The following is a 23629-nucleotide window of genomic DNA, read 5'->3' on the forward strand; positions in this document are numbered from 1 at the left end:
TGCCGCCCAGCTCGGCGCAGAGCCGTCCGGCGCAGAGCCGGCCACCGTGGAGCCGACCGCTGTGGAGCCGGCCACCGTGGAGCCGGCCGAAGCCGCACCACATGACGAGCAGGGGTTCCGGGTCGCCCTCACGAACTTCGAGGGTCCGTTCGATCTGCTGCTCTCGCTCATCACGAAGCACGAGCTCGACATCACCGAGGTCTCGCTGTCGGCGGTCACCGACGAGTTCATCTCGTACCTGCGCGGCCTCGACTCCGAGGAGGAGCTCGACCGGGCGTCGGAGTTCCTCGTCGTCGCGGCGACACTGCTCGACTTGAAGGTCGCCGGGCTCCTCCCGCAGGGCGAGCTCGTCGACGCGGAAGACGTCGCCCTGCTCGAGGCACGCGATCTGCTGTTCGCGCGGTTGCTGCAGTACCGGGCGTTCAAAGAGGCCGCTCGCTGGTTCTCGGCGCACCTCGAGCGGGAATCCCTCCGGCACGCTCGCAATGTGCGCCTCGAGGAGAAGTTCCGTCAGCGCGCCCCCGAACTCCTGTGGACGCTCTCGGCCGAGGACTTCGCCGCGCTCGCGACGCTCGCGCTCACGCCGCGGGAGATTCCGGTCGTCGGCCTCGATCACCTGCACGCGCCGCTCGTGTCGATCCGCGAACAGGCCGCGCACGTCGTTGCGGTGCTCCGACGCGGAGACCCGGTCACCTTCCGCCAGCTCATCGCGGGCGTCGGTCAGCCCGGTGTCGTCGTCGCCAGGTTCCTCGCGGTGCTCGAGCTCTACCGCCACGCGGCGATCGGGTTCGAGCAACTGGAACCGCTCGGCGAACTGACGCTGCGATGGTCGGCCGAGACCTGGTCGGATGAGAACCTCGAGAGCCTGGGGGCTGACTATGACGAGTGAGACGGATGCATCGGCGATGACGACCGATCAAGCGCAGGGCGATGGGCCCGAACTGTCGATCTCGACGCCGCTCGACGTGCCCGGCCAGCCGCGGCTCGACCTCGACCGCGCGCTCGAGGCGATCCTCTTCATCGCCGACGAGCCGCAGAGCGTCGTCTCCCTCGCGGCCGCGGTCGCGCGCCCGGTCGCCGAGGTGCGCGCTGCGATCACGAGGCTGCGAGCCGACTACGACGGCACCGGCGGCTCGGGCGAGCCCAGAACCGATGTCGCCGAGGAGCCGGATCAGCGAAGCATCCGCCGCGGTTTCGAGCTTCGCGAGGTCGGCGGCGGCTGGCGCTTCTACGTGCGTGCCGAGTACGACACCCTCGTCGCGGACTTCGTGCTGACGCAGTCGTCGACGCGGCTCTCGCAAGCCGCGCTCGAGACGCTCTCGGTGATCGCGTACAAGCAGCCGATCTCACGATCGCAGGTGGCGTCGATCCGCGCGGTGAACGTGGATTCCGTGGTGCGCACGCTGCTCGGTCGCGGACTCGTAACCGAGGTCGACACCGACCCCGAGACCGGGGCGATCCTCTACGGCACGACGGAGCTGCTGCTCACGAACCTCGGCATCAACTCGCTCGACGAGCTGCCGCACATCTCGCCGTTGCTCGACGACGGCCAGGAAGGATTCGATTTTGACTGACGCAACCGGTTGGGGCGGCGAACCCTCCCCCGAGGGCGTACGCCTGCAGAAGGTGCTCGCCGCGGCGGGCGTCGCGAGCCGCCGGGTCTCGGAGCAGTACATCGTCGAGGGCCGCGTCGTGGTGAACGGCGAAGTGGTCACCGAGCTCGGCCGGCGCATCGACCCCGAGACCGACCTCGTGGCGGTCGACGGAGTCGCCGTGCAGCTCGACCCCGCGAAGCGGTACTACATGCTGAACAAGCCGCGCGGCGTGGTCTCGTCGATGCGCGACGAACAGGGCCGGCCCGATCTCACCCGGTTTACGGCCGAGCTCGAGGAGCGGGTCTTCAACGTCGGACGCCTCGATGCGGAGACGAGCGGGCTGCTGCTGCTCACGAACGACGGCGACCTCGCCCACGTGCTCGCACACCCCTCGTTCGGCGTCTCGAAGACGTACATCGCGAAGGTCACCGGGCGGGTGACCCCGCAGGTCGTGCAACAGCTGAAGAACGGCGTCGAACTCGAAGACGGGCCGATCAAGGCCGACCGTGCCCGCGTGCTGCAGCAGCAGGGCGACGACCGGCACTCGATGGTCGAACTGACCCTGCACTCCGGCCGCAACCGCATCGTGCGCCGAATGCTCGACGCCGTCGGGCATCCGGTCGTCGACCTGGTGCGTCGCAGCTTCGGGCCACTCAACCTCGGCACCCTCCGATCGGGTCAGATGCGCGAGTTGACTAAAGTGGAGCTCGGCCAGCTGCTCACCATCTCCCGCGCCGCGGACGCTGGCCGGGAGAGGAACGACACGTGACGGAATCACGCCTGACCGGCCCGGTTCGCGTGGTCGGTGTGGGGCTGCTCGGTGCGAGCATCGGGCTCGGGCTGCGCGCGAAGGGCATCGACGTGATCCTCGCCGACGCGTCGCCGACGCACCTGGCGATCGCGGTCGACTACGGAGCCGGCCGGCCCGCCGAGCCCGGTGATCGGCCGCAATTGATCGTCGTGTGCGTGCCGCCCGACGTCACCGCCGACGTCGTCGCTGCGGAGCTCGATGCGTACCCCGATGCGATCGTCACCGATGTCGCGAGCGTGAAGCTCGCCGTCTACGAAGAGCTCAAGGCGCGCGGCGCCGACCTCTCCCGCTACATCGGCACCCACCCCATGGCCGGGCGCGAGCGCGGCGGGCCCATGTCGGGCCGCGCCGACCTCTTCGTCGGGCGCCCGTGGGTGGTCGCAGCCCACGGCGGCATCTCGTACCAAGACGGATCGGCGATCGACGACCTCATCCTCGACCTGGGCGCCACCCTCGTGGAGCTCACGCCCGAGCAGCACGATGCCGCCGTCGCCCTCGTCTCCCACGTGCCGCAGGTCGTCTCGAGCCTCATGGCTCGGCGCCTCATCGAGGCCCCGCACGCCTCGGTGAACCTCGCCGGGCAGGGCCTCCGCGACGTCACGCGCGTCGCCGCGAGCGATCCCGAGCTCTGGGTGCAGATCCTCGGCCAGAACGCCGCACCGGTCGCCGAGATCCTCCGCGGCTACCGCGACGACCTCGACCGGTTCATCGACGCGCTCGACAACATGGATGCCCCGGGCGCTCGACGACGCGTCGCCGAGGAGCTCTTCGGCGGCAACACCGGTGTCGAGCGGTTGCCCGGCAAGCACGGCGTCGACCGACGGTACTCGAGCCTCATCGTCATGGTCGACGACAGGCCCGGCCAGCTCGCGCGTCTCTTCAACGACGTCGGCGATGCGGGCGCGAACATCGAAGACCTGCGACTCGAGCACTCGCCGGGCGCGCAGGTGGGCCTCGCCGAGATCTCGGTGCTTCCAGAGGTGCTGCAGCACCTCACCGACGAGCTGGCCGCGCGCGGCTGGCGGATTGCAGGTTGAACGTGCCACCCGTCATTCCGTTCGTCGTGGCCGTCGACGGCCCGGCCGGCAGCGGCAAGTCGAGCGTGTCGAAGGAGGTCGCGCGCCGGCTCGACTTCGCCTTCCTCGACACCGGGGCCGCCTACCGGGCGTTGGCATGGCACGTCGAGGCATCCGGTGTCGACACCGCTGATGCGGCATCCGTCGTCTCGTGCCTCGACTCCTTCGACTGCCGCATCGGCACCGACCCGAGCGGGTACGCCGTGCACGTCGGCGACGTCGACGTGACCGACGCCATTCGCGACCCGCAGATCTCCGCGGTGGTCAGCGCTGTGGCCCGCGTGCCCGAGGTGCGCCGGCACCTCATCGAACTGTTCCGCTCGATCATGGCGGCCACCGACGCACCGGGCATCATCGTCGAAGGGCGCGACATCACCACCGTGGTAGCCCCCGATGCCCCGGTTCGCATCCTCCTCACAGCATCCGAAGCGGTTAGAATGGGCAGGCGCTCCGCCGAACTCGCCGGATCCTCGGCCGAGGCAGTGGGGGAGCAGCTGCGGAAGCGCGATGCGGCCGATTCCAAAGTCGTGGACTTCATGACCGCGGCAGACGGCGTCACCACCGTCGATTCCACCGAACTCGACTTCGACCAGACGGTCGACGCGGTGATCGGCGTGATCCGCGCAGCGCAACCGGCGCTCGCACCGTAGTCGCGACGCGACCGGGCACACAGACTTCAGAGGAGACACCATGACCGACCAGAGCGAAGACTTCGACGCTCCCGACGACGACCTCGCGGAGCGTCTCGCCGACGTCGATGACGAGCTCGCCGAGCAGCGCGCTGCCGCGTTGCGCTCGGGGCTCTCCGACTACGAACTCGACGACGACGACCTCGAGGTGCTCGAGATCTCGGAGGAGGGCGAGGAGGGCATCCGCTACCTCCCCGCCTTGCCCGTCATCGCGATCGTCGGTCGCCCCAACGTCGGCAAGTCGGCCCTCGTCAACCGAATCCTGGGTCGCCGCGAAGCCGTCGTCGAAGACACGCCGGGTGTCACGCGCGACCGCGTGTCGTACAAGGGCGATTACCTCGACCGGCGGTTCACGCTCGTCGACACCGGCGGGTGGGAGCCCGACGCGAAGGGCATCGACGCCTCGGTCGCCGCGCAGGCCGAGGTCGCGATCGACCTCTGCGACGTCGTGCTCTTCGTGGTCGACGCGACTGTGGGCGCGACCTCGACCGACGAGCACGTCGTGCGGCTGCTCCGCAAGACGAACAAGCCCGTCTTCCTGCTCGCCAACAAGGTCGACGACGCCCGGCAGGAGCCCGAGGCGGCCGCGCTCTGGAACCTCGGCCTCGGCGAACCGTACCCTGTCTCCGCCCTGCACGGTCGCGGCGTCGCCGACATGCTCGAAGCCGTCTTCAAGGTGCTGCCGCAGGTCTCGGCCGTCGCGAAGGACGAGTTCGGCGGCCCGCGCCGCGTCGCGATCCTCGGCCGCCCGAACGTCGGCAAGTCGAGCCTCTTGAACAAGGCGGCCGGCGAGGAGCGGGTCGTCGTCAACGAGCTCGCGGGCACCACGCGCGACCCCGTCGACGAGCAGATCGAGCTCGGCGGCAAGATCTGGCGCTTCGTCGACACCGCCGGCATCCGTCGTCGCGTGCACCTGCAGCAGGGTGCCGACTTCTACGCCTCGCTGCGCACCCAGGCGGCGCTCGAGAAGGCCGAGGTCGCGGTCGTGCTGCTGGATGTCTCGCAGCCGATCTCCGAACAAGACGTGCGCATCATCGACCTCGTGCTCGAGTCGGGTCGCGCGCTCGTGCTCGCCTACAACAAGTGGGACCTGCTCGACGACGAACGTCGCCGCTACCTCGAGCGCGAGATCGATCAGGACCTGCACCACGTCGCCTGGGCGCCGCGCGTGAACATCTCGGCGAAGACCGGCCGTCACCTCGAGAAGCTCGTGCCGGCCCTCGAAACCGCGCTCGAATCGTGGGACACCCGCATTCCGACCGGCAAGTTCAACGCCTTCCTCACCGAGCTGACGCAGGAGCACCCGCACCCGGTGCGCGGCGGCAAACAGCCTCGAATCCTGTTCGGCACGCAGGCGGCGAGCCGCCCGCCGACATTCGTGCTGTTCACGACCGGCTTCCTCGACCCGGGTTACCGCCGGTTTATCCAGCGGCGTCTGCGCGAGATCTACGGCTTCGAGGGTTCGCCGATCGTCATCAACATGCGCGTGCGCGAGCGGCGCGAGCGCGCAAGGTAGGTCACGGATGCCGCGGCGCCCGACTCGTTCCCATGCGGGGTCGGAGCCGGGTGCCCGCGGCATCTACGTCGAGGTACTGGTGCGTGCCGAGTTCGACGAGCTGTGGCGGCTCACGCAGGATCCCGCCCTGCACCCGCGATGGGATCTTCGCTTCTCCTCGATCGTGCCGCAATCGAGTCTTCCGGGCGGTGGCCGCCGGTTCTCCTACACGCGGTCACTCGGCATGCACACCATCGAAGGCACGGGCGTCTCGCTCGGAGAACGGTCGAATGCCGACGGTGGCGCGACGTCGGCACTGCGGTTCGACACGGATGACCGGTGGTCGCCGCTGCGTGCCGGACGAGGGTACTGGCGGTACGTGCCGACGCCCGAGGGCGTGCGGTTCATCACCAGGTACGACTATGAACCGGGTTTCGGGCCAACGGCCGACCGGGTCATCCGCCCGTTCGTTCGGTGGATGACGGCGTGGAGCTTCGACCGACTTCGGATCTGGGCGGAGACCGGCGTGGAGCCCGAACGATGGCCCGTGACATCCGTCATCATGTTCTGGCGGCGTGATCGACCGTCGGCTCGGCGATGTCGCATGACGCCCCCACCGCGGGGTGTGTTCGCGCACCAGCCCGCTTCTCTCGCCGACCTGGAGGAGCCGTGACCGAGGCCTCCGAGCAGCTCGGCCTCTCGACCGTCGGCCCCGTGTTCCCGCGCGCACTCGGTGACGGGTTCGAGCGGCTTCACCCGATGATGCAGCGCCGATTCGGTGTCTCGCTCGACGCCCGGTACGCCTGCATCGGCCGTGGGGTGATGACGCGCGTGCGCCGGGGCCCGTGGTGGACGGTGCCGTTTCTGCAGGTCGGGCGGCTTCGGAACATCCTGATCCCGGATGTCGGCAGCGATGTGCCGTTCACGATCGAGAACCACGCGTACCTCGACCCATTCGGTCGGGAGACCGTGACGTTCGTGCGCGAGTACCGCGTCCCAGGGCGACGGCGCGTGAGCCGCTTCGACGCGACCATGGTGATCGACCCTCGACGCGGCACGGTGGTCGACTACCTCGGCACGCACCAGCACCTGGCCGTCGACCTGGGCCTCACGGTCGAGCCCGACGGATCGCTGTTGCTGCGCTCGGGCACGCAGCGATTCCGTGAGGGATGGATCGACTTCCGGTTTCCCATGCTGTTCTCGGGGTATGCCGAGCTGCGGGAGGGGTTCGACGAGGATTCCGGGGTCTATCGGGTGAAGCTCGAAGTGCGCAATCGCGTCTTCGGCTTCCTCTTCGGCTACGAGGGCTGGTTCACGTGCGAGTTCCCCGAGGCACCCGCGGTGCCACGGCACGTGCTGCCGAAACGACATGAGTCCCGGTACTGAGCAAAGACTGCGATCGGTCGAGGCCAACCGGCCGAAAGTCGGATTGCTGCGGCACGGACGTGCCTACGATGGCGCCATGGGCGGGGTCGATCGGGATTGCGACGCCGGCACGGCGGTGCTCGCGGCGCTGAGCGCGATCAGTCGGCGACTCGATGAACTCGAATCGCCGGCACTGGCCGACGACCCGGACGCGGTGCATCAACTGCGAACGCATGTGCGCCGGCTGCGCAGCGTGCTGGCCGCCTACGAGCCGCTGTTCGATGCGGCCGTCGTGCGCGCCCTGCGCCGCCGGTATCGGGAGCTGGGCCGTGAACTCGGCACCGTACGCGACCTTGAGGTGCGCCTGCAGGCGGCTCGGCGCAGCCTCGAGAAGGCAAGGGAGGCGGGCGACCTCGACCCTGCCGAACTCGAAGTGTCCCGGGCCAGACTCATCGATGAGGACGTCGAGGCCCACCGTCTCGCCCATGCGCGCTTCGTCGATCGGCAGCGGATGCCGCGCGCGACCGAGCGGCGCACCGCTCTCACCGAGTTCCTCACCGAGACACCGCTGATGCCGGAGGCCGATGAGCCGGCTCGACCCGTGCTCGCCCGCCTGCTCGAACGGGAGGCACGACGAGCGGTGCGCCGCGCCTCACGCGCGAGCGCGAGCAGCGACCTGGAACGCCTGCACGCCGCCCGGAAGGCCGGCCGTCGTCTTCGCTACGTCGCGGAGGCGGTCATCGACGAGCCGGTCGCCCTCTTCGGCGACGCTGCGCAAGAGCTCGCGGATGCAGGGAAGGCTCTGCACGACGTGCTCGGCGACCATCGCGACCAGATGCTCTTCGCCGAGTACATGCGCCGGGCGGCCGCCCACGCCGCGCATGCCGGCGGACCCGCGCACGCACTGGAACAGCTCGACCCCGCAGCCGACGAACCCCTCGCCGACCGACCCCCGGGATTCGACCACGCGGTGCGGGCGCTGCGTCGTGCCGCGCGCTCGTGGTCGTCGCGCTGACGCGGAATCCGTCGCGCTGACGCGGAATCCCGTCGCGCTGATGCGGAATCCCATCGCGAATCCATTGCGCGGTCAGTCGCGCAGTCGACGTTGCATGATGGCGCGATCGGCCGTGGGTCGTGCGACCTCGGTGAACCCCGCGCCCTCGAACATCGTGACGGTGCCGTGGAAGAGCGCGTCGGCCGACGTCTTCGCGCGGGCGGACGGGTCGACGGCGTAGCCCTCGAGCAGGCCGGCGCCACGACTGCGGGCGTACTCGACCGCGGCCTCGGTGAGCGCGCGGCCGACGCCGCGCCGTCGATACGCCCGCGGAACGACGAAGCACGAGACCGACCAGATGTCGGGATCGTCGAAGTCGGGGTGCGGGGTGCCGCCCGCGACGATGCGGCTGCGACGCAGGCGCACGAGAGCGCTTCGCGGTTCGACGGCACACCAGCCGACCGGGGTCTCGCCGTCGTAGGCGAGAAGGCCCGGACCCGCACCCGGAGCCTGCATCTGCAATCGAAGCCGATCATGCAGATCTTCGTCGCCGGTGGCCCGCCAGTCACTGCCCGGGATCTTGTACCACTGGCACCAGCAGTGCGCGGGGTCGCCCCGCGTGCCGAAGACGGCTTCGACCTGGGCGAACGGCACTTCACCCGCCGGAACGACCCGCAGCGGCGCGGGATCGAGATCTTCGGTGATGTCGGTCATCATCTCTCGACGCTAACGCCGACCACCGACATCCACGTAAATGTGAAGAGACGTAACAATGTAGTATCATCATGGTATGACTCCCGAGATCACCGTGCTCGACCGGCTGCTCGAGGTGAGCGAGCTCTTCCAGAAAGACATGGCCCGAGCATTCGACGGCACGCCGCTCACCCCCTCGCGCACTCGGCTGCTCTGGGAGCTCGCGGCGACCGGCCCGTCGACGCAGCACGCTCTCGCGAGCCGACTCGAGGTCAGTCCGCGCAACATCACGGGCCTCGTCGACGCCCTCGAAGCGGGCGGCTACGTCACCCGCTCGCCGCACCCGAGCGACCGCCGGGCCATCATCGTGTCGCTCACGGTCTCCGCACAGGGCATGATGCACGACATGCAGCGCGAGCATGCCGAACTCTCGGCCGAGCTGCTCGGTGCGGTCGCTCCGGCCGATCGCGCGGCGCTCCTGCGCGGCGTCGAGGCGATCAGCGGGCGGCTTCGGGAACTCATCGCGGCCGACGCCGAGCGGCAGGCTCGGAACCAGGCGGTGGGGGAGTGAGCACCGCGACCTCGGCTCGCCCCGAGACATCCGTCTGGCTGCGCATCGGCCGCTTCCTGAAGCGAGCGCTGGTCATGGAACTCAGCATCTACGCGAGCATCGGCCGGTTCATCGCGCGGCGCCCGGCGGTGCCGCGGGGTGCCGCAGGGTTCGGCTACCACAAGCCGGTGGTGACGATCCTCATGATCTTCATCGTGCTCTCGGCCGTGGAGATTCCGATCTTCGACCTCATCGTGCACCGTTGGCCGGCCGTGCGCATCACCCTCCTCGTGCTCGGCATCTGGGGGGTCACGTGGATGTTCGGCCTCCTGTGCGCGCACCTCATGCGGCCACACACGGTCGGGCCCGAGGGCATCCGGGTGCGCGCCGGCCTCGAGACCGACGTCGCGCTGAGCTGGGACGACATCGCATCGGTCGCACGCAACCTCCAGGTCGACGAGCCCAAGTCGCCCAAGATCGTCGAGACGGATGCCTCGCGCACCCTCATGCTGCGAATGAACAACGAGACCGCTCTCGAGATCGAACTCGAACGCCCCACGCTCGTGCGGCTGCCGGGGCACGGCGTGGCGGGCGGGCGGCAGCAGATCACCGGCGTGCGCATCTGGGTCGACGACCCGGTGGCGTTCATGGACGAGGTGCGGAAGTACATCTGACTCCCGCCGGCGACGTCAGAGCCCCGGCAGATGCCGGATGTTCGACCGTGCCATCGCCACGGCCTCTGCTGCACCGCCGTGCAGCACGGTCTTCGACATGGCGAGGGCGAAGCCCTTCACCTGATCGCCCGTGATCGCCGGCGGCAGCGAGAGCGCCCGCGGGTCGGTCACGATGTCGAGCAGGGCCGGACCGTCGTGCGAGAGGGCGGTCGCAACGGCGTCCTCCAGTGCCCGGGGGTGATCGACGCGTTCCGCGCGGAAGCCGATGGCCTCCGCGATGCCCGCGTAGTCGACCCCCGGCACGTCGACGCCGAACGATGGGAAGCCATCGACGAGCATCTCGAGCTTGACGAGCCCCAGCGACGAGTTGTTGAACACGAAGACCTTGATCGGCAGCTTGTACGTCGCCGCGGTGATGAGTTCACCGAGCAGCATCGAGAGACCGCCGTCACCGGCGATCGCGACGACCTGGCGATGCGGCTCGGCGAACTGAGCGCCGATCGCGTGAGGGACCGCGTTCGCCATCGAACCGTGGATGAACGAGCCGATGATGCGCCGGTCGGGCCCCGGCGTGACGTAGCGAGCCTGCCAGACGTTGCCCATGCCGGTGTCGGCCGTGAACACCGCGTCATGGGCTGCGGCCTGGTCGATGAGCGAGATCGCGTACTCGGGATGGATCGGCTCCGTCGCCGAGACATCGGCGTAGGTGCCGACGACGGAATCGAGGAGCTTGCGATGCTTCTTCAGCATGCGGTCGAGAAAGGCTCGGTCGGTCTTCGGTGCCACGAGCTCGGTGAGGCGGGCGATGGTCGCTCGCACGTCGCCGTGCACGGGATGCGCCACGCTGACGCGACGGCCGAGGTGCGCGGCATCCGCGTCGATCTGACCGATCACGACCTGCGCGGGGTCGGGCAGGAACTGCTCGTACGGGAAGTCGGTGCCGACGAGCAGCAGCAGGTCGGCGTCGTGGATGCCCGCGTGCGCCGCGCCGTAGCCGAGCAGGCCCGTCATGCCGACGTCGAAGGGGTTGTTGTATTGGATCCACTGCTTGCCCCGCAGGGTGTGACCGATGGGCGCCTTGAGCAGCTGGGCGAAGGCGACGACCTCGTCGTGGGCGCCCTCGACGCCGGCGCCCGCGAAGATCGCGACGGTCTCGGCCGCGTCGATCGCCTCGGCGAGGCGACGCACGTCGGCCTCAGCGGGAACGAGGGTCGCCGGCTCGGTGAGCACGAGTGACGGAAACGATTCGGATGCATCGAACCCCGCGACATCCCCGGGCATGATGATCACCGACACCCCGGGGCCGGTGATCGAGTGCCGCAGCGCCGAGTTGACGACCCGCGGCGACTGCGCAGCGGTCATGATCTGCTCGCAGTAGTTCGAGCACTCCACGAACAGGCGCTCGGGATGCGTCTCCTGGAAGTACCCCGAACCGATCTGCGCACTCGGGATGTGGCTCGCGATGGCGAGCACCGGTGCGCCCGAGCGGTGCGCGTCGTACAGTCCGTTGACGAGGTGCAGGTTGCCCGGACCGCAACTGCCGGCGCAGACCGCGAGCTTTCCCGTGAGCTGTGCCTCGGCAGCGGCCATGAAGGCGGCGGATTCCTCGTGTCGCACGTGGATCCAGTCGATGCCGCCCTTCGCGGCGCCCCCGGATCGACGCACGGCATCGACGATGGGATTCAGCGAATCCCCGACGATGCCGTAGATGTGATCGACCCCCGCATCGATGAGCTGGTCGACAAGTTGGTCGGCGATGGTGCGTGCCACGGTTCCCCCTAGAACTTGCGTACGTGGTTCCCAGTCTTGCCGGGAATGGGCTCGAGGTCGAGGGTTCCCAGCGGTTGAGGAGGATGCATGCGGCGCGAGTCGAAGGCGAGACCGACGGATGCCGCGGGTGCTCTCGTGTGCACGAGGACGCCCTCGGATGCCGCTATGATGGTCAAGTTGTCTTCGGAGGAATTCGATGGCATCGGGCTGTGGCGCAGCTTGGTAGCGCACTTGACTGGGGGTCAAGGGGTCGCAGGTTCAAATCCTGTCAGCCCGACCAGAAAGTCCCGGAAACTCAAGGGTTTCCGGGACTTTTGAGGTTGTGTCACTTGATTCACTCATCAACAACTCATCCCTTTGAACCCTTCGGGGCCGATTTCTCGCACCAGCCCTCCGGCAGCGAACAGTTGCTTCCGGTTGTCTCCGATCGTCGGGAAGCGCCGTGCGCACCTCGTCGGTATGGACACACACGAGAACCTGCAGATCGTCTCCGCAACGGCCCCCGCCGATGCGTGGGACCTCGAGCCACTAGAACGGCGGGACGAACGGCTGCGTGTCGAGATCGCTGTCCCAGATGAGTTGGAACTCTCTGCCGGTCAGTCCGGCGTCGAGGATCGTGTCGACCAAGCCTTCGGTATATATGTAGGGGCTGATGAAACGCTGGTTCGGCGGGAGCCGGAATACGGCGACCTCTGCGGGTATCGCTTCCTCGCGGAACGCCCACCTTCTCGGGTCGATGCTGCCCCACGATCGGTCGTGTTCGGTGTGCTCCAAGTCGATCGCGTCTATCACACGGACCACGTGCATAAACCAGATGACCTCGTCTCCGAGGCGCAGGGGAAGGAACTCGACGTCTTCACGTGCGACCGGCTCGATCACTGCGCGGGCCCGGTCGTTCAGGAACATGTCTGACGTCACTTGTGAGTGCAGGTCCGGGATGCGCAGGTTCTGCCTACCTAGGGTGGTCCTCAGAATGAAGTGAGGGGCGACCCAGTCGTCGGCGCGCCTGTTCGTATCTCCGTAGATCTGGTGGAAGTAGTCGTCGTCCTCGTCTGTGGCCGAGTTCACAAAAGCGAATCCCTCTGCGCTGTCAAGCTTGTAAAGCCTCATCGTCGCTGAATCCTCCATACCTTACTAGCGCTCATGGCGCTTCTGACGCGTCGCCTGTGTCCAGTGTGGAGGGTACGTGGCACCCGCCTTTGTCCTACTTTCGGGAAGAGCCGCCCGCTGAGCAGTGCCTCCTCTTCACCGGTGCTGTCAAAACGGCGGGACGAACGGCTGCGTGTCGAGATCGCTGTCCCAGATGAGTTGGAACTCTCTGCCGGTCAGTCCGGCGTCGAGGATCGTGTTGACCAAGCCTTCGGTATATATGTAGGGGCGGATGAAACGCTGGTTCGGCGGGAGCCGGAATACGGCGACCTCTGCGGGTATCGCTTCCTCGCGGAACGCCCACCTTCTCGGGTCGATGCTGCCCCACGATCGGTCGCGTTCGGTGTGCTCCAAGTCGATCGCGTCTATCACACGGACCACGTGCATAAACCAGATGACCTCGTCTCCGAGGCACACGGGAAGGAACTCGACGTCTTCACGTGCGACCGGCTCGATCACTGCGCGGGCCCGGTCGTTCAGGAACATGTCAGACGTCACTCGTGAGTGCAGGTCCGGGATGCGCAGGTTCTGCCTACCTAGGGTGGTCCTCAGAATGAAATGAGGGGCGACCCAGTCGTCGGCGCGCCTGCTCGCATCTCCGTAGATCTGGCGGAAGTAGTCGCTGTCCTCGTCTGTGGCCGACTCCACCCAAGCGAATTCCTCTGCGCTGTCAAGCTTGTAAAGCCTCATCGTCGCTGAATCCTCCATGCCCGACGTGGCGCCCGCCTTTGTCCTACTTTCGGGAAGAGCCGCCCGCTGAGCAGTGCCTCCTCGATCGTGGCGAGACCTTCCTGCACCGATCCGTTCAGCTCAGCCTCGACCATGATCTCGTTGACGAAGTCGATGTTGCTCTTTGTGTCGAGGCCGCGGTGGCCGGTGGGGGCCGGTCGACCTACCAGACGATGCCGCCCCCGACCGAGATGCCGCCCCACGTGAGCGCGATGAAGATCGCGGCGAACACGACGGGCGCGATGCCCTTGCCGCTGCGCGCGAGCCCCTTGAAGAGGGCGATCACGGCGAGGATTGCGGCGACGATCGAGAGGCCGCCGCCGAGGATCAGCCCGATGAACAGCGGGATGGGCATGAGCACGAGGCCGGCCAGCGCGAACCAGAACGCGGCCCAGGCAGCCGGATTGGAGCTGCGTTCGATGGAGGAGGACATGCTTCATTATCTCGTGCCCGCAGCTCGCAGCTCGCAGCACGCAGCCCGGGCGATTCGGTGCCTGGGTGGCATGAGCGATGTAGGAACTCGAAACACTGCTGGGGCTCCCGAAACGCAGACTTAACAAGAGGGCAACGGCGTCGCAACCCGTGAAGTCGACGATGAACCCATCACCTGTCAGCTGACAGGTATTGGATGTCTGTTCGCGGAAGGCCGTTCCCATGAGTGCTCAGGTGCCACCCTCGCTTCACCTCGCTCCGTCCCCATCGACCAAGCTCTACCGGCAGGAGCTCCACCGGGGAGTGGGCTCGTTCGCCTCGTTCGCGGCGAGCTTCTCCTTCGTCTCGATCCTCACCACCGTGTTCCAGCTCTTCGGGCTCGGCTTCGGAATCGGCGGGGCCGCGTTCTTCTGGACGTGGCCGATCGTCTTCGCAGGACAGCTGTTGGTGGCTCTCAACTTCGCACAGCTCGCCGCGAGCTGGCCGATCGCCGGCTCGATCTTCCAGTGGGCGAGCAGACTCGCCGGGACGACGTTCGGGTGGTTCACCGGCTGGGTGATGATCGTCGCGCAGACGCTCACCGTCGCCGTCGCAGCGATCGCCGTACAAGCTGTGCTCCCTGCCATCTGGGACGGCTTTCAGATCGTGGGCGGCCCGACGGCCGACCCGTCGCTGGCGTCCGCCACCGGGGCTCAGAACGCGGTGCTGCTCGGCGTCATTCTTCTCGTGATCACGACGGTGTTCAACATTCTGAGCGTGCGCATCATGGCCCTCACCACCAGCGTCGGCGTGCTGATCGAAATTGTCGGGGTGGTTGTGCTGGTAGCCGCGCTCATGCTGCTGCCCGCCCGAGACGCGTCGATCGTCTTCACCACTGAGGGCGCCGGCCCGACCGATGACCCCTACATCTGGGCCTTCCTCGCATCATCGCTCATGGCCGCCTACGTGCTCGTCGGCTTCGACTCGGCGGGGGAGCTCGCCGAGGAGACCCACGCCCCGCGCAAGACCATTCCCCTGGCGATCATTCGCGCGGTCGTCGTCTCCGGACTCGGCGGAGCGCTGCTGATCATCGCCGCTCTCGTCGCGGCACCGAGTCTGAGCGACGGCAACCTCGCGGGCGGCGGCATCGCCTATGTGGTCACCGAGCGCGTGGGCCCGGTCTTCGGCCGGCTCCTGCTCGTGGCCGTCGCGGTGGCGGTCTTCGCCTGCACCTTGGCGGTACAGACATCCGGTTCGCGGATGGTGTTCTCGATGGCCCGCGAACGCGCGCTGCCGTTTTGGCGCACCCTGGCCACGGTGTCGCCACGCACGGGCACTCCGATCGCCACGAGCATCGTGATCGGCGTGGGCGCGGCCCTCGCGTTGGCGGTCAACTTCGGCCAGAGCGCGATCTTCACCGCGCTGTCGAGCCTGTGCATCGCGATGCTGTACCTGGCTTATCTGGGCGTGACGGTACCGCTGCTCATGCGTCGGATCGCGCTCCGCGGCCAGACCTTCCCGCCCGGCGTCGACGAAGACGGCAAGTGTCTCTTCACCCTCGGCCGTTGGGGGATTCCGCTCAACGTGCTCGCGGTCGTCTTCCAAGTCGGCATGGTCGTGAACCTCGTCTGGCCACGCGCCGAGATCTACGACCTCACCGGCACGACATGGTGGCTGCAGTGGAGTGCGCTGCTGTTCATCGGCGCCACGCTCGCCGTCGGCTTCTTCGTGCACCGCCGCAATCACGCCCGCGATGGTGCGATCCAGCTCGGACACCTCCCGGCGACGGCGGTTCTCACCAGCGCCCCCGGCGACGCTGTCGCCGTGAACGCCTAGGCGCACCCGCACCATCTCCCGTGCCGCCACCCGTGCGAGCGGCATCCCTGACAGAAAGCGACGGCACCATGCCTTCGATAGCCGACGACCATCTCACCGACAGCGTTCTCGCTGCCCGCGCCGACGCCCGCGCGCAAGCGGAGCGCACCGCCGACTACATGCCGTACCGACCGGCGTCCACCTCCCCGTTCGCCCCTGAGGGCATCGAATCGGCCACCCTGACCTGGGCGGAGACCGTTGCCCCCGGAGGGTACACGCACAAGATCGTCGCCCGCGGCACCCGCATCCGCCTCGACGACCCGACAGGGGACGCGTGCGCCCACGTCATCCTCTTCAACGCCCTCGAGCCGAGCGAACGGTTGAACGTCGCCGACACCATCAAGATCCCTTGGCAGGCCTACCTCGGCACCGGCCACCCGCTGCTCTCCGGCGATGGTCGAGCACTGGCAACCATCACCGGAGACACCTCCGGCCGACACGACACCTTCTGCGGTACCACCACCGACGAAGCCAGTATCGCGAAATACGGATCCGCCGACCCTGAGGGGCCCGCCCCATCAGGCCGGTCCCGGTTTCTCCTCGCAGCCTCCAAACACGGACTCACCGGCCGCGATCTTCCGCCCAGCATCTCCTTCTTCCAGGGCGTCCACGTCGAACCCGACGGGACGCTCACCTTCCAGGGCAGCGCCGGCCCCGGCTCCCATGTCGAGCTCGTCGCCGAGCTCCCGCTCCTGGTGCTCATCGTCAACGTCCCTCATCCGTTGGACCCCGCCGCCGACTACCTGGTCGGCCCCCTTCGGGTGCACGCCTGGCCAGGCAAGCCCACCCTGCCCGGCGACCCCCAGTTCGCGGCGACCCCTGAAGTGAACCGCGCCTACCTCAACTCGATCGACTACGCGGAGGCCCGAGGGCTATGACGACAACGACCACCACCCATGGCAGTGGAATGCGGCGCATCCAGTCCACCGTGCCCGTGGGCGCCCAGTACACCGTCGACACCATCCTGGACCCGGCCGGGCCCCTTGCCGACGGTTCGCTGGTCAGCGATCAGACGGTGGCGCCGCTCGCGCCCTGGTCTGCCGTGCTGCGCGCCGGCCAAATCCTCACCATCGTCGATGTCGGCGGCAATCAGTCCGCCGATTTCCTCGTCTACAACGCTCATGACACCGACGAACGGTACTCGGCCACCGACACTCTTGCCTGGCAGGGCAACGCCTACCTTCGCGAAGGGTCCGTGCTCCGGTCGAACCTCGGCCTCCCGCTGATGACGGTCACCGGCAACGAGATCGACCGGCAGGACACCATCGGCGGGGCCTGTTCGAAGGAGTCCAACACCCTCCGGTACGGGTTCCACACCGAGCACCAGCATGGTTGCCGGGAGAACTTCCTCGTCGAAGCCGCGCGCCACGGACTCGGCGCTCGCGATCTCGTCTCCAACATCAACTGGTTCATGAACGTCCCCGTCGAGGCAGATGGCGCCCTCGGCATCGTCGACGGGATGTCTGCGCCCGGGAAGCGGGTCGCGCTGCGCGCCGAGATGGACGTGCTGGTGATCGTCTCCAACTGCCCCCAGATGAACAACCCCTGCAACGACTTCAACTGCACGCCCCTTCGGATGATCGTCACCGACACGCTCGCCATGACCGGACCGGAGAACGCATGAACCACGCCTTCGACACCCTCCTCATCGCCAACCGGGGGGAGATCGCACGGCGGATCATCCGCTCTGCGAGAACGTTGGGTCTGCGCACGGTCGCGGTGTATTCGGATGCCGACCGTGCGGCACCGCACGTACGCGAAGCCGACGAGGCGGTCCGCCTGGGGCCGGCGCCGGCACGCGAGTCGTACCTGGACATCGAGAAGATTCTCGAGGCGGCCAACCGTCTCGGTGTTGGTGCGATCCACCCCGGATACGGCTTTCTGTCGGAGAACCTCGACTTCGCCCGCCGGATCGAAGCCGCGGGCATCAGCTTCATCGGCCCTACCGTCGACCAGATCGCCGCATTCGGTGAGAAGCACGCTGCACGGAAGCTCGCAGCCCTCGCCGGCGTTCCCATGCTGGCCGGCACGGGCCTGCTGTCATCCGCCGAGGAAGCAGTCGCCGAAGCAGAACGCATCGGCTTGCCCGTGATGCTGAAAGCCACCGGCGGCGGCGGAGGTATCGGCATGCAGGCATGCGCCACTGTGGAGGAGGTGCGTGAGGCGTACGACCGGGTGGCCCGGCTGGGGGAGAAGAACTTCGGCTCCGCCGGCGTGTTCCTCGAGCGACTGGTGCGCACGGCCCGTCATGTCGAGGTTCAGCTGTTCGGCGCCGGCGATGGCCGTGTCGCGGTCATCGGGGACCGCGACTGCTCACTCCAGCGCCGCAACCAGAAGGTCATCGAAGAGGCCCCCGCGCCCGCCCTCCCCGACGTCGTCCGCCGACAGTTGCACGATTCCGCCCGGTCTCTCGCCTCTTCAGTGTCGTACCGCTCTGCGGGCACCGTCGAGTTCGTCTACGACCCGATACGGGAAGAGGCATCCTTCCTCGAAGTGAACACACGCCTCCAGGTCGAGCACCCGGTCACGGAGGAGGTTTACGGGGTCGACCTCGTCGCGATGATGCTGCGCCTCGCCCGCGACGGCGCCGACGGCATCGACCCGACCATCTTCACCGCCCCGTTCGAGCCCATCGGCCACGCGTTCGAGGCGCGGGTCTACGCGGAGGATTCCGCGAAGAACGGACTGCCGAGCTCCGGCCTGGTCACACAGGCGATCTTCCCGGGCTATGGCGCACCCGACCTCAGCGGGGTCCGTATCGACGGGTGGATCGAGACCGGGCTGGAGGTCTCTCCGTACTACGACCCGATGCTCGCCAAGGTCATCGCCGCAGCTCCTACCCGCGACGCGGCCCTCGACCTGCTCCGCGAAGGCCTCGACGCCAGCCGAATCGACGGGGTCGTCACCAATCTCGGACTACTCCGTTCGCTCACCGACGAGACGACCCTGCGGGTCGCCACTCACTCGACCTCCACGCTGGACGCGACAGCAGATCCGGATCCCCGCATCGACGTCCTCGACTCCGGCGCGATGACCACCGTCCAAGACCTCCCCGGTCGCATCGGGTACTGGCAGATCGGCGTCCCGCCGAGCGGACCCATGGACGCCGTCTCGTTCACCGAGGCGAACCTCGCCGTCGGCAACCCCGCAGGTGCTCCCGGACTCGAGATCACGGCAACCGGCCCCACCCTCCGGTTCAGCGCGCCCGCCTTGATAGCGCTGGCCGGGGCACCGACCTTCGCGACCCTCGACGACGAACCGGTTCCAATGTGGGAACCGGTCGAAGCCGCCGCCGGCAGCGTTCTGACGATCGGCACCCTCACCGGCCCGGGCCAGCGCGCATACCTCGCTGTTCGTGGCGGGATCGACGTCCCGCTCTATCTCGGCAGCGCGTCCACATTCACGCTGGGGGGTTTCGGCGGCCACGCCGGGCGTGCTTTGCTCCCCGGTGACGTACTGCGGCCTGGGTCACCGGACTCCGACGCGCCTCACCCGGCATTCGCCGCGGGCACCCGGCTGGGACTGATCGGCGGACCCACGCCGCCCGACCGCCGCCCGGCGATAACCTCCACCTGGCAGATCGGCGTCACCGAAGGTCCCCACGGCGCCCCCGACTTCTTCACCCGCGCCGATATGGACGTCTTCTACGCCACGGACTACGTGGTGCACTACAACTCCGCTCGCACCGGGGTCCGCCTCGACGGCCCGCGACCGGAGTGGGCCCGCGAAGACGGCGGCGAGGCCGGCCTTCACCCGTCCAACATCCATGACAACCCCTACGCGGTCGGGGCCATCGATTTCACCGGCGACACCCCGATCATCCTCGGCCCCGACGGCCCGAGCCTCGGCGGATTCGTCTGCCCCGCCGTCGTCGGCAGCGGCGAGTTGTGGAAACTCGGCCAGCTGCGACCGGGCGACACGATCCGATTCGTGCCCGTGCGGGAGGCCGACGCCGCTGACTTGGTCCACCACCGCTCATCCTTCACTGTGCGCAGCTCCGGCGGAGACGGCGACGACGGGGTCATCGACCGACTCGAGGCCGACGACAAGCGCCCCTCTGTGACGTACCGGCGTGACGGCGACGACAACCTCCTCGTCGAGTACGGGGACCTCACCCTCGATCTCGGCCTCCGCATGCGTGTGCACGCCCTGATGACGAAACTGAACGAGGAATCGCCGAAGGGAGTCGTGGAACTCACCCCCGGCATCCGCTCACTCCAGATTCACACCGATTCGCTGGAGCTGAAAGCAACAACGCTGGCGGGGATGCTGCGGGAGATCGAGGAGGACATCCCTGCTACTCACGAACTCGTCGTGCCGTCGCGCACAGTGCGCCTCCCGCTCTCGTGGGACGACCCGGCGACACACCTCGCCATCGAGCGGTACATGAACGGCGTGCGCGCCGACGCCCCGTGGACGCCCTCGAACATCGACTTCATCCGCCGCATCAACGGGCTCGACTCGGTCGCCGACGTTCTCAAGACCGTCTTCGACGCCACATACCTCGTGCTCGGCCTGGGCGACGTCTACCTGGGAGCGCCGGTCGCAACGCCGCTCGACCCGCGCCACCGCCTCGTCACCACGAAGTACAACCCGGCCCGCACCTGGACGGCCGAGAACTCGGTCGGCATCGGCGGCGCCTACATGTGCATCTACGGCATGGAAGGACCGGGCGGGTACCAGTTCGTCGGGCGTACCGTACAGGTGTGGAACCGCTTCCGCCGCGGCGGGCTGTTCGCCGAGAACCCGTGGGCGCTGCGGTTCTTCGACCGCATCGAGTGGTACCAGGTCGGAGCCGACGAACTCCTCGAGCTCCGTGCTGAGACCGACGCAGGTCGAGGCGACTTCCAGACCGAAGAAGGAACCTTCGCGATCGCGGAATATCAGCAGTTTCTCGCCGACAATTCCGAGTCGATCACCGAGTTCCGTGCCATCCAGGCACGTGCGTTCAGCGAGGAGAAAGACCGCTGGCGTGCCTCCGGCGAGTTCGACGTCCGGCCGGATGCGAAAGAGGCCCCGCCGGCTGACGCGGTTGTACTCGCCGAAGGCGCCACCGGCGTTTCCGCACCGTTCACCTCCACCGTGTGGCAGGTCGCCGTCGAACCCGGCCAGGCGGTGAGGGTGGGGGAGAAATTGATGTCGCTCGAGGCGATGAAGATGGAATCGTCTGTGCTCGCCACCTCGGATGGCGTCGTCGGCGAGATCTACGTTCGCCCCGGGGACCAGGTCACACCTGGCCAGATCCTTCTGTCGACCATCGGAGCCGCATCATGACCCACCCCACCGCCGTCGACCGCGTGCACGCCGCCTACCGCCGCCTCCGCGACATCGACCGACCGGAGATCTGGATCAGCCTCCGAGACATGGACGACGCCCTCGCCGAGGCCGCATCCATCGATGCCCGCGTCGCCGCAGGCGAGGATCTTCCTCTCGCCGGAACGGTCGCCGGCATCAAGGACAACATCGACGTCGAGGGGTTCGACACCACCGCCGCAGCCCCCAGTTTCCGCTACCGACCCGATAACGACGCCACCGCGGTGCGCCGACTGCGCGAGGCCGGGAGCGTGATCATCGGGAAGACCAACCTCGACCAGTTCGCCACCGGTCTCGTCGGCTCCCGCAGTCCCTACGGCGCCGTCCGGAATGCCTGGCATCCGGAGCGCATCTCCGGCGGATCCAGCTCCGGCTCCGCCGTCGCCGTCGCCCTGGGCATCGTCGACATCGCGCTCGGCACCGACACTGCCGGCTCCGGCCGGGTGCCCGCCGCATTGAACGGGATCATCGGCGTGAAGCTCACCCGGGGCCGAATCCCCACCACGGGCGTCGTCCCCGCCTGCCGTACCCTCGACTGCGTCACCGTCTTCGCCCGCGAACTCGGCACAGCGCGACAGGCAGCTGAGCTCCTCGCCGGTCCCGACGGTATCGACCCGCTGGCCCGCACTGCCGAGGAAGCAGCGCAGCACGCGGCTGGTGCCGCGCTGTCGGCCCGTCCTCGCGTCGGCATCCCCACGGCCGACCAGCTGGACGGCCTCGCTCCCGGCTGGGCGGACGCCTTTCACGCCGCCGCACGCCGCCTGGCCGACACCGGCGTCGAGGTCGTCGAGGTGGATGTCTCCCCACTGCTGAAGGCCGCCGAGATGCTCTACAACGGGGCGTTCGTCGCCGAGCGGTACGCCGCGGTGGGCGCCCACATAGACGGGCACCGGGAACTCATCGGTACCGACCTCGACCCGTCCGTTGCGGCGATCATTCTCGGCGGCGCCGAGAAGACCGCCGTCGAACTCTTCCTGGATCGGGAGAGACTCGACCGGCTCGGAGCTGTCGCCCGCACCGCCCTCAGCGGGTGCGACGCGCTGCTCACGCCGACCACGACGTGGCACCCGACGCTCGAGGCGCTCGCGGCCGACCCGATCGGCGGCAACAGCCGGATGGGCCGGTACACGAACTTCGCCAATCTGCTCGACTTCGCCTCCACCGCGATTCCCGCCGGAACAGTGGACGGTCTTCCGTTCGGGGTGATGATCACCGCCGCCGCCTTCCGCGACCTCGCCGTCCACCAGCTTGCCGAGCGTCTGCTCGCACCCGCCATTGAGATCCTCGTCGTCGGCGCCCATCTCACCGACCAGCCGCTCAACCACCAGCTCGTCGCCGCCGGTGGCTCCTTCGCCCGGACCGTCCAGACCAGTGCCGATTACGCCCTGTTCGCTCTCGACACGACACCCCCGAAGCCCGGCCTGCTTCGGGTCGCGACCGGCGGTGCCGCTGTCACGGGGGAGGTGTGGTCGCTGCCGGCTGCCGGATTCGGCAGCTTCGTCGCCTCACTCCCGGCGCCGATGACCATCGGGCGCGTGTCTCTCGACGACGGGCAGGCCGTCCCGGGATTTCTCTGCGAACCGGTAGCGACGGAGGGGGCGGAGAACATCAGCCGTTATGGCGGTTGGCTCGCCTGGCAGCGCGCCAGGGCCCTGTCGTAGTGCGTTTCCTGTCAAAGTGCCGCGATGTTGCCGAGAGTGAGAGCATGGAAATCATGAACTCCGCACCACCGCCCAGCAGAGCCGGCCGTCCCCGCGCCAGCGCTGAGAACCTCAACACACGGGTCTCTTCCCGGCAGCAGATCCTCGATGCCGCCGCCGCACTGTTTTCGGAGGCGGGATTCTCCGGATCATCGACGCGTGCGATCGCAGACCGGGTCGGCATTCGCCAGCAGTCGCTCTACTACCATTTCGCGGGGAAGGACGACATCCTCGCCGAACTGCTCAGCGGATCCGTACGCCCCAGCATCGATTTCGTGGAGGGAATCGAGGCGTGGGTGCCCGACGAGCTCAGCCCGGCGGGTGCGTTGTTCGCCCTCGCCAGCATCGACGCGCGCACGCTCCGCCGCACCCCGCACAACATCGGCACCCTCTATCTCATGCCCGAGATACAGGACCCACGGTATGACGCGTTCCGCAATCAGCGTCGTGAATTGCGGGCGATCTACGGACGGCTGGGGGCTGCCGCCGCCCACCCTGATGTCACCGGCACCATCACTGAGGAACGCATCGGCGCGATCCTCATCCAGCTCACCGAAGTCGTCATCCAGTTGCGGCGCGACGACCAAGGCGCAACGGGTGACGACGACGCCACGATCGCTGCGTCCTGTCTCCGCGTACTCGGGCTGTCGACAGCCGAGATCTCGGCGGCGCGCGAGGAAGCCGATCGGATCACCGCCCTCGTGCAGCGATCCGCCGCGCAACCGGCCTGACTGCCGCTG

23 protein-coding genes and 1 tRNA gene are annotated in these 23629 nt (G+C 68.0%); 18 read left to right on the plus strand and 6 right to left on the minus strand.

The window, feature by feature from the left end; translation table 11 throughout:
• The first annotated feature begins 61 nt into the window (after nucleotides 1-61).
• From DCE93_RS06000 to DCE93_RS06040, 9 genes are all read left to right on the plus strand, one after another.
• The gene (locus tag DCE93_RS06000; RefSeq protein ID WP_244284278.1) at nucleotides 62-889 is read left to right on the plus strand and encodes a segregation and condensation protein A; all 828 of its coding nucleotides are present in this window, start codon (nucleotides 62-64) and stop codon (nucleotides 887-889) included.
• 16 nt (nucleotides 890-905) lie between these two features.
• Nucleotides 906-1574, plus strand: a complete 669-nt coding sequence (gene scpB / locus DCE93_RS06005; protein ID WP_205647486.1) for an SMC-Scp complex subunit ScpB — start codon at nucleotides 906-908, stop codon at nucleotides 1572-1574.
• Complete coding sequence (locus DCE93_RS06010) at nucleotides 1567-2364, plus strand: pseudouridine synthase (RefSeq protein WP_108595083.1); 798 nt, start codon at nucleotides 1567-1569, stop codon at nucleotides 2362-2364. The genes scpB and DCE93_RS06010 overlap by 8 nt, the downstream gene beginning before the upstream one ends.
• Nucleotides 2361-3443, plus strand: coding sequence for a prephenate dehydrogenase (locus tag DCE93_RS06015; RefSeq protein ID WP_108595084.1), 1083 nt, complete (start codon nucleotides 2361-2363; stop codon nucleotides 3441-3443). Before DCE93_RS06010 ends, DCE93_RS06015 begins: the two co-directional genes overlap by 4 nt.
• A complete protein-coding gene (gene cmk, locus DCE93_RS06020) occupies nucleotides 3440-4132 on the plus strand; it encodes a (d)CMP kinase (protein ID WP_420836968.1) in 693 nt (230 codons plus the stop codon). Before DCE93_RS06015 ends, cmk begins: the two co-directional genes overlap by 4 nt.
• 40 nt (nucleotides 4133-4172) lie before the next feature.
• Nucleotides 4173-5687, plus strand: a complete 1515-nt coding sequence (der, locus tag DCE93_RS06025; RefSeq protein WP_108595085.1) for a ribosome biogenesis GTPase Der — start codon at nucleotides 4173-4175, stop codon at nucleotides 5685-5687.
• 7 nt (nucleotides 5688-5694) lie between these two features.
• On the plus strand, nucleotides 5695-6339 hold the full coding sequence (locus DCE93_RS06030) for an SRPBCC family protein (protein WP_146184946.1): 645 nt from the start codon (nucleotides 5695-5697) through the stop codon (nucleotides 6337-6339).
• Nucleotides 6336-7052, plus strand: coding sequence for a DUF4166 domain-containing protein (locus tag DCE93_RS06035; protein WP_244284250.1), 717 nt, complete (start codon nucleotides 6336-6338; stop codon nucleotides 7050-7052). The genes DCE93_RS06030 and DCE93_RS06035 overlap by 4 nt, the downstream gene beginning before the upstream one ends.
• A 76-nt stretch (nucleotides 7053-7128) precedes the next feature.
• Nucleotides 7129-8046 carry a CHAD domain-containing protein gene (locus DCE93_RS06040; RefSeq protein WP_168186173.1) on the plus strand — a complete coding sequence of 306 codons (918 nt, stop codon included), beginning with the start codon at nucleotides 7129-7131 and terminating at the stop codon, nucleotides 8044-8046.
• Nucleotides 8047-8118: 72 nt separating this feature from the next.
• Here DCE93_RS06040 and DCE93_RS06045 read toward each other — a convergent pair whose 3' ends face one another.
• Complete coding sequence (locus DCE93_RS06045; protein WP_244284251.1) at nucleotides 8119-8742, minus strand: GNAT family N-acetyltransferase; 624 nt, start codon at nucleotides 8740-8742, stop codon at nucleotides 8119-8121.
• A 73-nt stretch (nucleotides 8743-8815) separates the two neighbouring features.
• Between DCE93_RS06045 and DCE93_RS06050 the strand changes: the two genes are divergently transcribed.
• The gene (locus DCE93_RS06050) at nucleotides 8816-9289 is read left to right on the plus strand and encodes a MarR family winged helix-turn-helix transcriptional regulator (RefSeq protein ID WP_108595089.1); all 474 of its coding nucleotides are present in this window, start codon (nucleotides 8816-8818) and stop codon (nucleotides 9287-9289) included.
• A complete protein-coding gene (locus tag DCE93_RS06055) occupies nucleotides 9286-9942 on the plus strand; it encodes a hypothetical protein (protein WP_108595090.1) in 657 nt (218 codons plus the stop codon). The genes DCE93_RS06050 and DCE93_RS06055 overlap by 4 nt, the downstream gene beginning before the upstream one ends.
• 15 nt (nucleotides 9943-9957) lie before the next feature.
• Here DCE93_RS06055 and DCE93_RS06060 read toward each other — a convergent pair whose 3' ends face one another.
• Both DCE93_RS06060 and DCE93_RS14555 read right to left on the minus strand, forming a co-directional pair.
• A complete protein-coding gene (locus DCE93_RS06060; protein ID WP_108595091.1) occupies nucleotides 9958-11712 on the minus strand; it encodes a pyruvate dehydrogenase in 1755 nt (584 codons plus the stop codon).
• Nucleotides 11713-11720: 8 nt separating this feature from the next.
• Entirely contained in the window at nucleotides 11721-11888 is a 168-nt protein-coding gene (locus DCE93_RS14555) for a hypothetical protein (RefSeq protein ID WP_168186174.1), read from the minus strand.
• A 27-nt stretch (nucleotides 11889-11915) separates the two neighbouring features.
• Between DCE93_RS14555 and DCE93_RS06065 the strand changes: the two genes are divergently transcribed.
• Nucleotides 11916-11992: transfer RNA gene (locus DCE93_RS06065), tRNA-Pro, on the plus strand.
• Between the two features lie 248 nt (nucleotides 11993-12240).
• Here the strand turns inward: DCE93_RS06065 and DCE93_RS06070 are convergent.
• The 3 genes from DCE93_RS06070 to DCE93_RS06080 form a co-directional block, all read right to left on the minus strand.
• Complete coding sequence (locus DCE93_RS06070; protein WP_146184947.1) at nucleotides 12241-12822, minus strand: imm11 family protein; 582 nt, start codon at nucleotides 12820-12822, stop codon at nucleotides 12241-12243.
• Between the two features lie 147 nt (nucleotides 12823-12969).
• The gene (locus tag DCE93_RS06075) at nucleotides 12970-13551 is read right to left on the minus strand and encodes an imm11 family protein (protein WP_146184948.1); all 582 of its coding nucleotides are present in this window, start codon (nucleotides 13549-13551) and stop codon (nucleotides 12970-12972) included.
• Nucleotides 13552-13753: 202 nt separating this feature from the next.
• Nucleotides 13754-14023 carry a hypothetical protein gene (locus DCE93_RS06080; protein ID WP_108595094.1) on the minus strand — a complete coding sequence of 90 codons (270 nt, stop codon included), beginning with the start codon at nucleotides 14021-14023 and terminating at the stop codon, nucleotides 13754-13756.
• Between the two features lie 233 nt (nucleotides 14024-14256).
• Between DCE93_RS06080 and DCE93_RS06085 the strand changes: the two genes are divergently transcribed.
• The 6 genes from DCE93_RS06085 to DCE93_RS06110 are packed head-to-tail and all read left to right on the plus strand — an operon-like array spanning nucleotide 14257 to nucleotide 23620.
• Nucleotides 14257-15837: an APC family permease gene (locus tag DCE93_RS06085; protein ID WP_420836969.1), complete on the plus strand. Its 1581-nt coding sequence runs from the start codon at nucleotides 14257-14259 to the stop codon at nucleotides 15835-15837.
• A 32-nt stretch (nucleotides 15838-15869) separates the two neighbouring features.
• The gene (locus DCE93_RS06090; protein ID WP_244284252.1) at nucleotides 15870-16754 is read left to right on the plus strand and encodes an urea amidolyase associated protein UAAP1; all 885 of its coding nucleotides are present in this window, start codon (nucleotides 15870-15872) and stop codon (nucleotides 16752-16754) included.
• Complete coding sequence (locus tag DCE93_RS06095) at nucleotides 16751-17500, plus strand: urea amidolyase associated protein UAAP2 (protein WP_108595097.1); 750 nt, start codon at nucleotides 16751-16753, stop codon at nucleotides 17498-17500. Before DCE93_RS06090 ends, DCE93_RS06095 begins: the two co-directional genes overlap by 4 nt.
• Entirely contained in the window at nucleotides 17497-21150 is a 3654-nt protein-coding gene (gene uca, locus DCE93_RS06100) for an urea carboxylase (RefSeq protein WP_108595098.1), read from the plus strand. The genes DCE93_RS06095 and uca overlap by 4 nt, the downstream gene beginning before the upstream one ends.
• Nucleotides 21147-22850: an allophanate hydrolase gene (locus DCE93_RS06105; RefSeq protein ID WP_108595099.1), complete on the plus strand. Its 1704-nt coding sequence runs from the start codon at nucleotides 21147-21149 to the stop codon at nucleotides 22848-22850. The genes uca and DCE93_RS06105 overlap by 4 nt, the downstream gene beginning before the upstream one ends.
• A gap of 44 nt (nucleotides 22851-22894) precedes the next feature.
• Nucleotides 22895-23620: a TetR/AcrR family transcriptional regulator gene (locus DCE93_RS06110; protein ID WP_244284253.1), complete on the plus strand. Its 726-nt coding sequence runs from the start codon at nucleotides 22895-22897 to the stop codon at nucleotides 23618-23620.
• The last annotated feature ends 9 nt before the right edge of the window (nucleotides 23621-23629 follow it).

It is taken from the genome of Agromyces badenianii, from assembly GCF_003070885.1.
In the GTDB taxonomy this organism is placed as follows: Bacteria; Actinomycetota; Actinomycetes; order Actinomycetales; family Microbacteriaceae; genus Agromyces; species Agromyces badenianii.

Excerpts from the sequence above, each read along its gene's own strand:
- DCE93_RS06030 (WP_146184946.1), top strand. The coding sequence starts at position 5,695 with ATGCCGCGGCGCCCGACTCGTTCCCATGCGGGGTCGGAGCCGGGTGCC.
- DCE93_RS06040 (WP_168186173.1), top strand. The coding sequence starts at position 7,129 with ATGGGCGGGGTCGATCGGGATTGCGACGCCGGCACGGCGGTGCTCGCG.
- uca (WP_108595098.1), top strand. The coding sequence starts at position 17,497 with ATGAACCACGCCTTCGACACCCTCCTCATCGCCAACCGGGGGGAGATC.
- DCE93_RS06070 (WP_146184947.1), bottom strand. The coding sequence starts at position 12,822 with ATGAGGCTTTACAAGCTTGACAGCGCAGAGGGATTCGCTTTTGTGAAC.
- DCE93_RS06110 (WP_244284253.1), top strand. The coding sequence starts at position 22,895 with ATGGAAATCATGAACTCCGCACCACCGCCCAGCAGAGCCGGCCGTCCC.
- scpB (WP_205647486.1), top strand. The coding sequence starts at position 906 with ATGACGACCGATCAAGCGCAGGGCGATGGGCCCGAACTGTCGATCTCG.
- DCE93_RS06080 (WP_108595094.1), bottom strand. The coding sequence starts at position 14,023 with ATGTCCTCCTCCATCGAACGCAGCTCCAATCCGGCTGCCTGGGCCGCG.
- der (WP_108595085.1), top strand. The coding sequence starts at position 4,173 with ATGACCGACCAGAGCGAAGACTTCGACGCTCCCGACGACGACCTCGCG.
- DCE93_RS06105 (WP_108595099.1), top strand. The coding sequence starts at position 21,147 with ATGACCCACCCCACCGCCGTCGACCGCGTGCACGCCGCCTACCGCCGC.
- DCE93_RS06095 (WP_108595097.1), top strand. The coding sequence starts at position 16,751 with ATGACGACAACGACCACCACCCATGGCAGTGGAATGCGGCGCATCCAG.
- DCE93_RS06045 (WP_244284251.1), bottom strand. The coding sequence starts at position 8,742 with ATGATGACCGACATCACCGAAGATCTCGATCCCGCGCCGCTGCGGGTC.
- DCE93_RS06050 (WP_108595089.1), top strand. The coding sequence starts at position 8,816 with ATGACTCCCGAGATCACCGTGCTCGACCGGCTGCTCGAGGTGAGCGAG.
- DCE93_RS06075 (WP_146184948.1), bottom strand. The coding sequence starts at position 13,551 with ATGAGGCTTTACAAGCTTGACAGCGCAGAGGAATTCGCTTGGGTGGAG.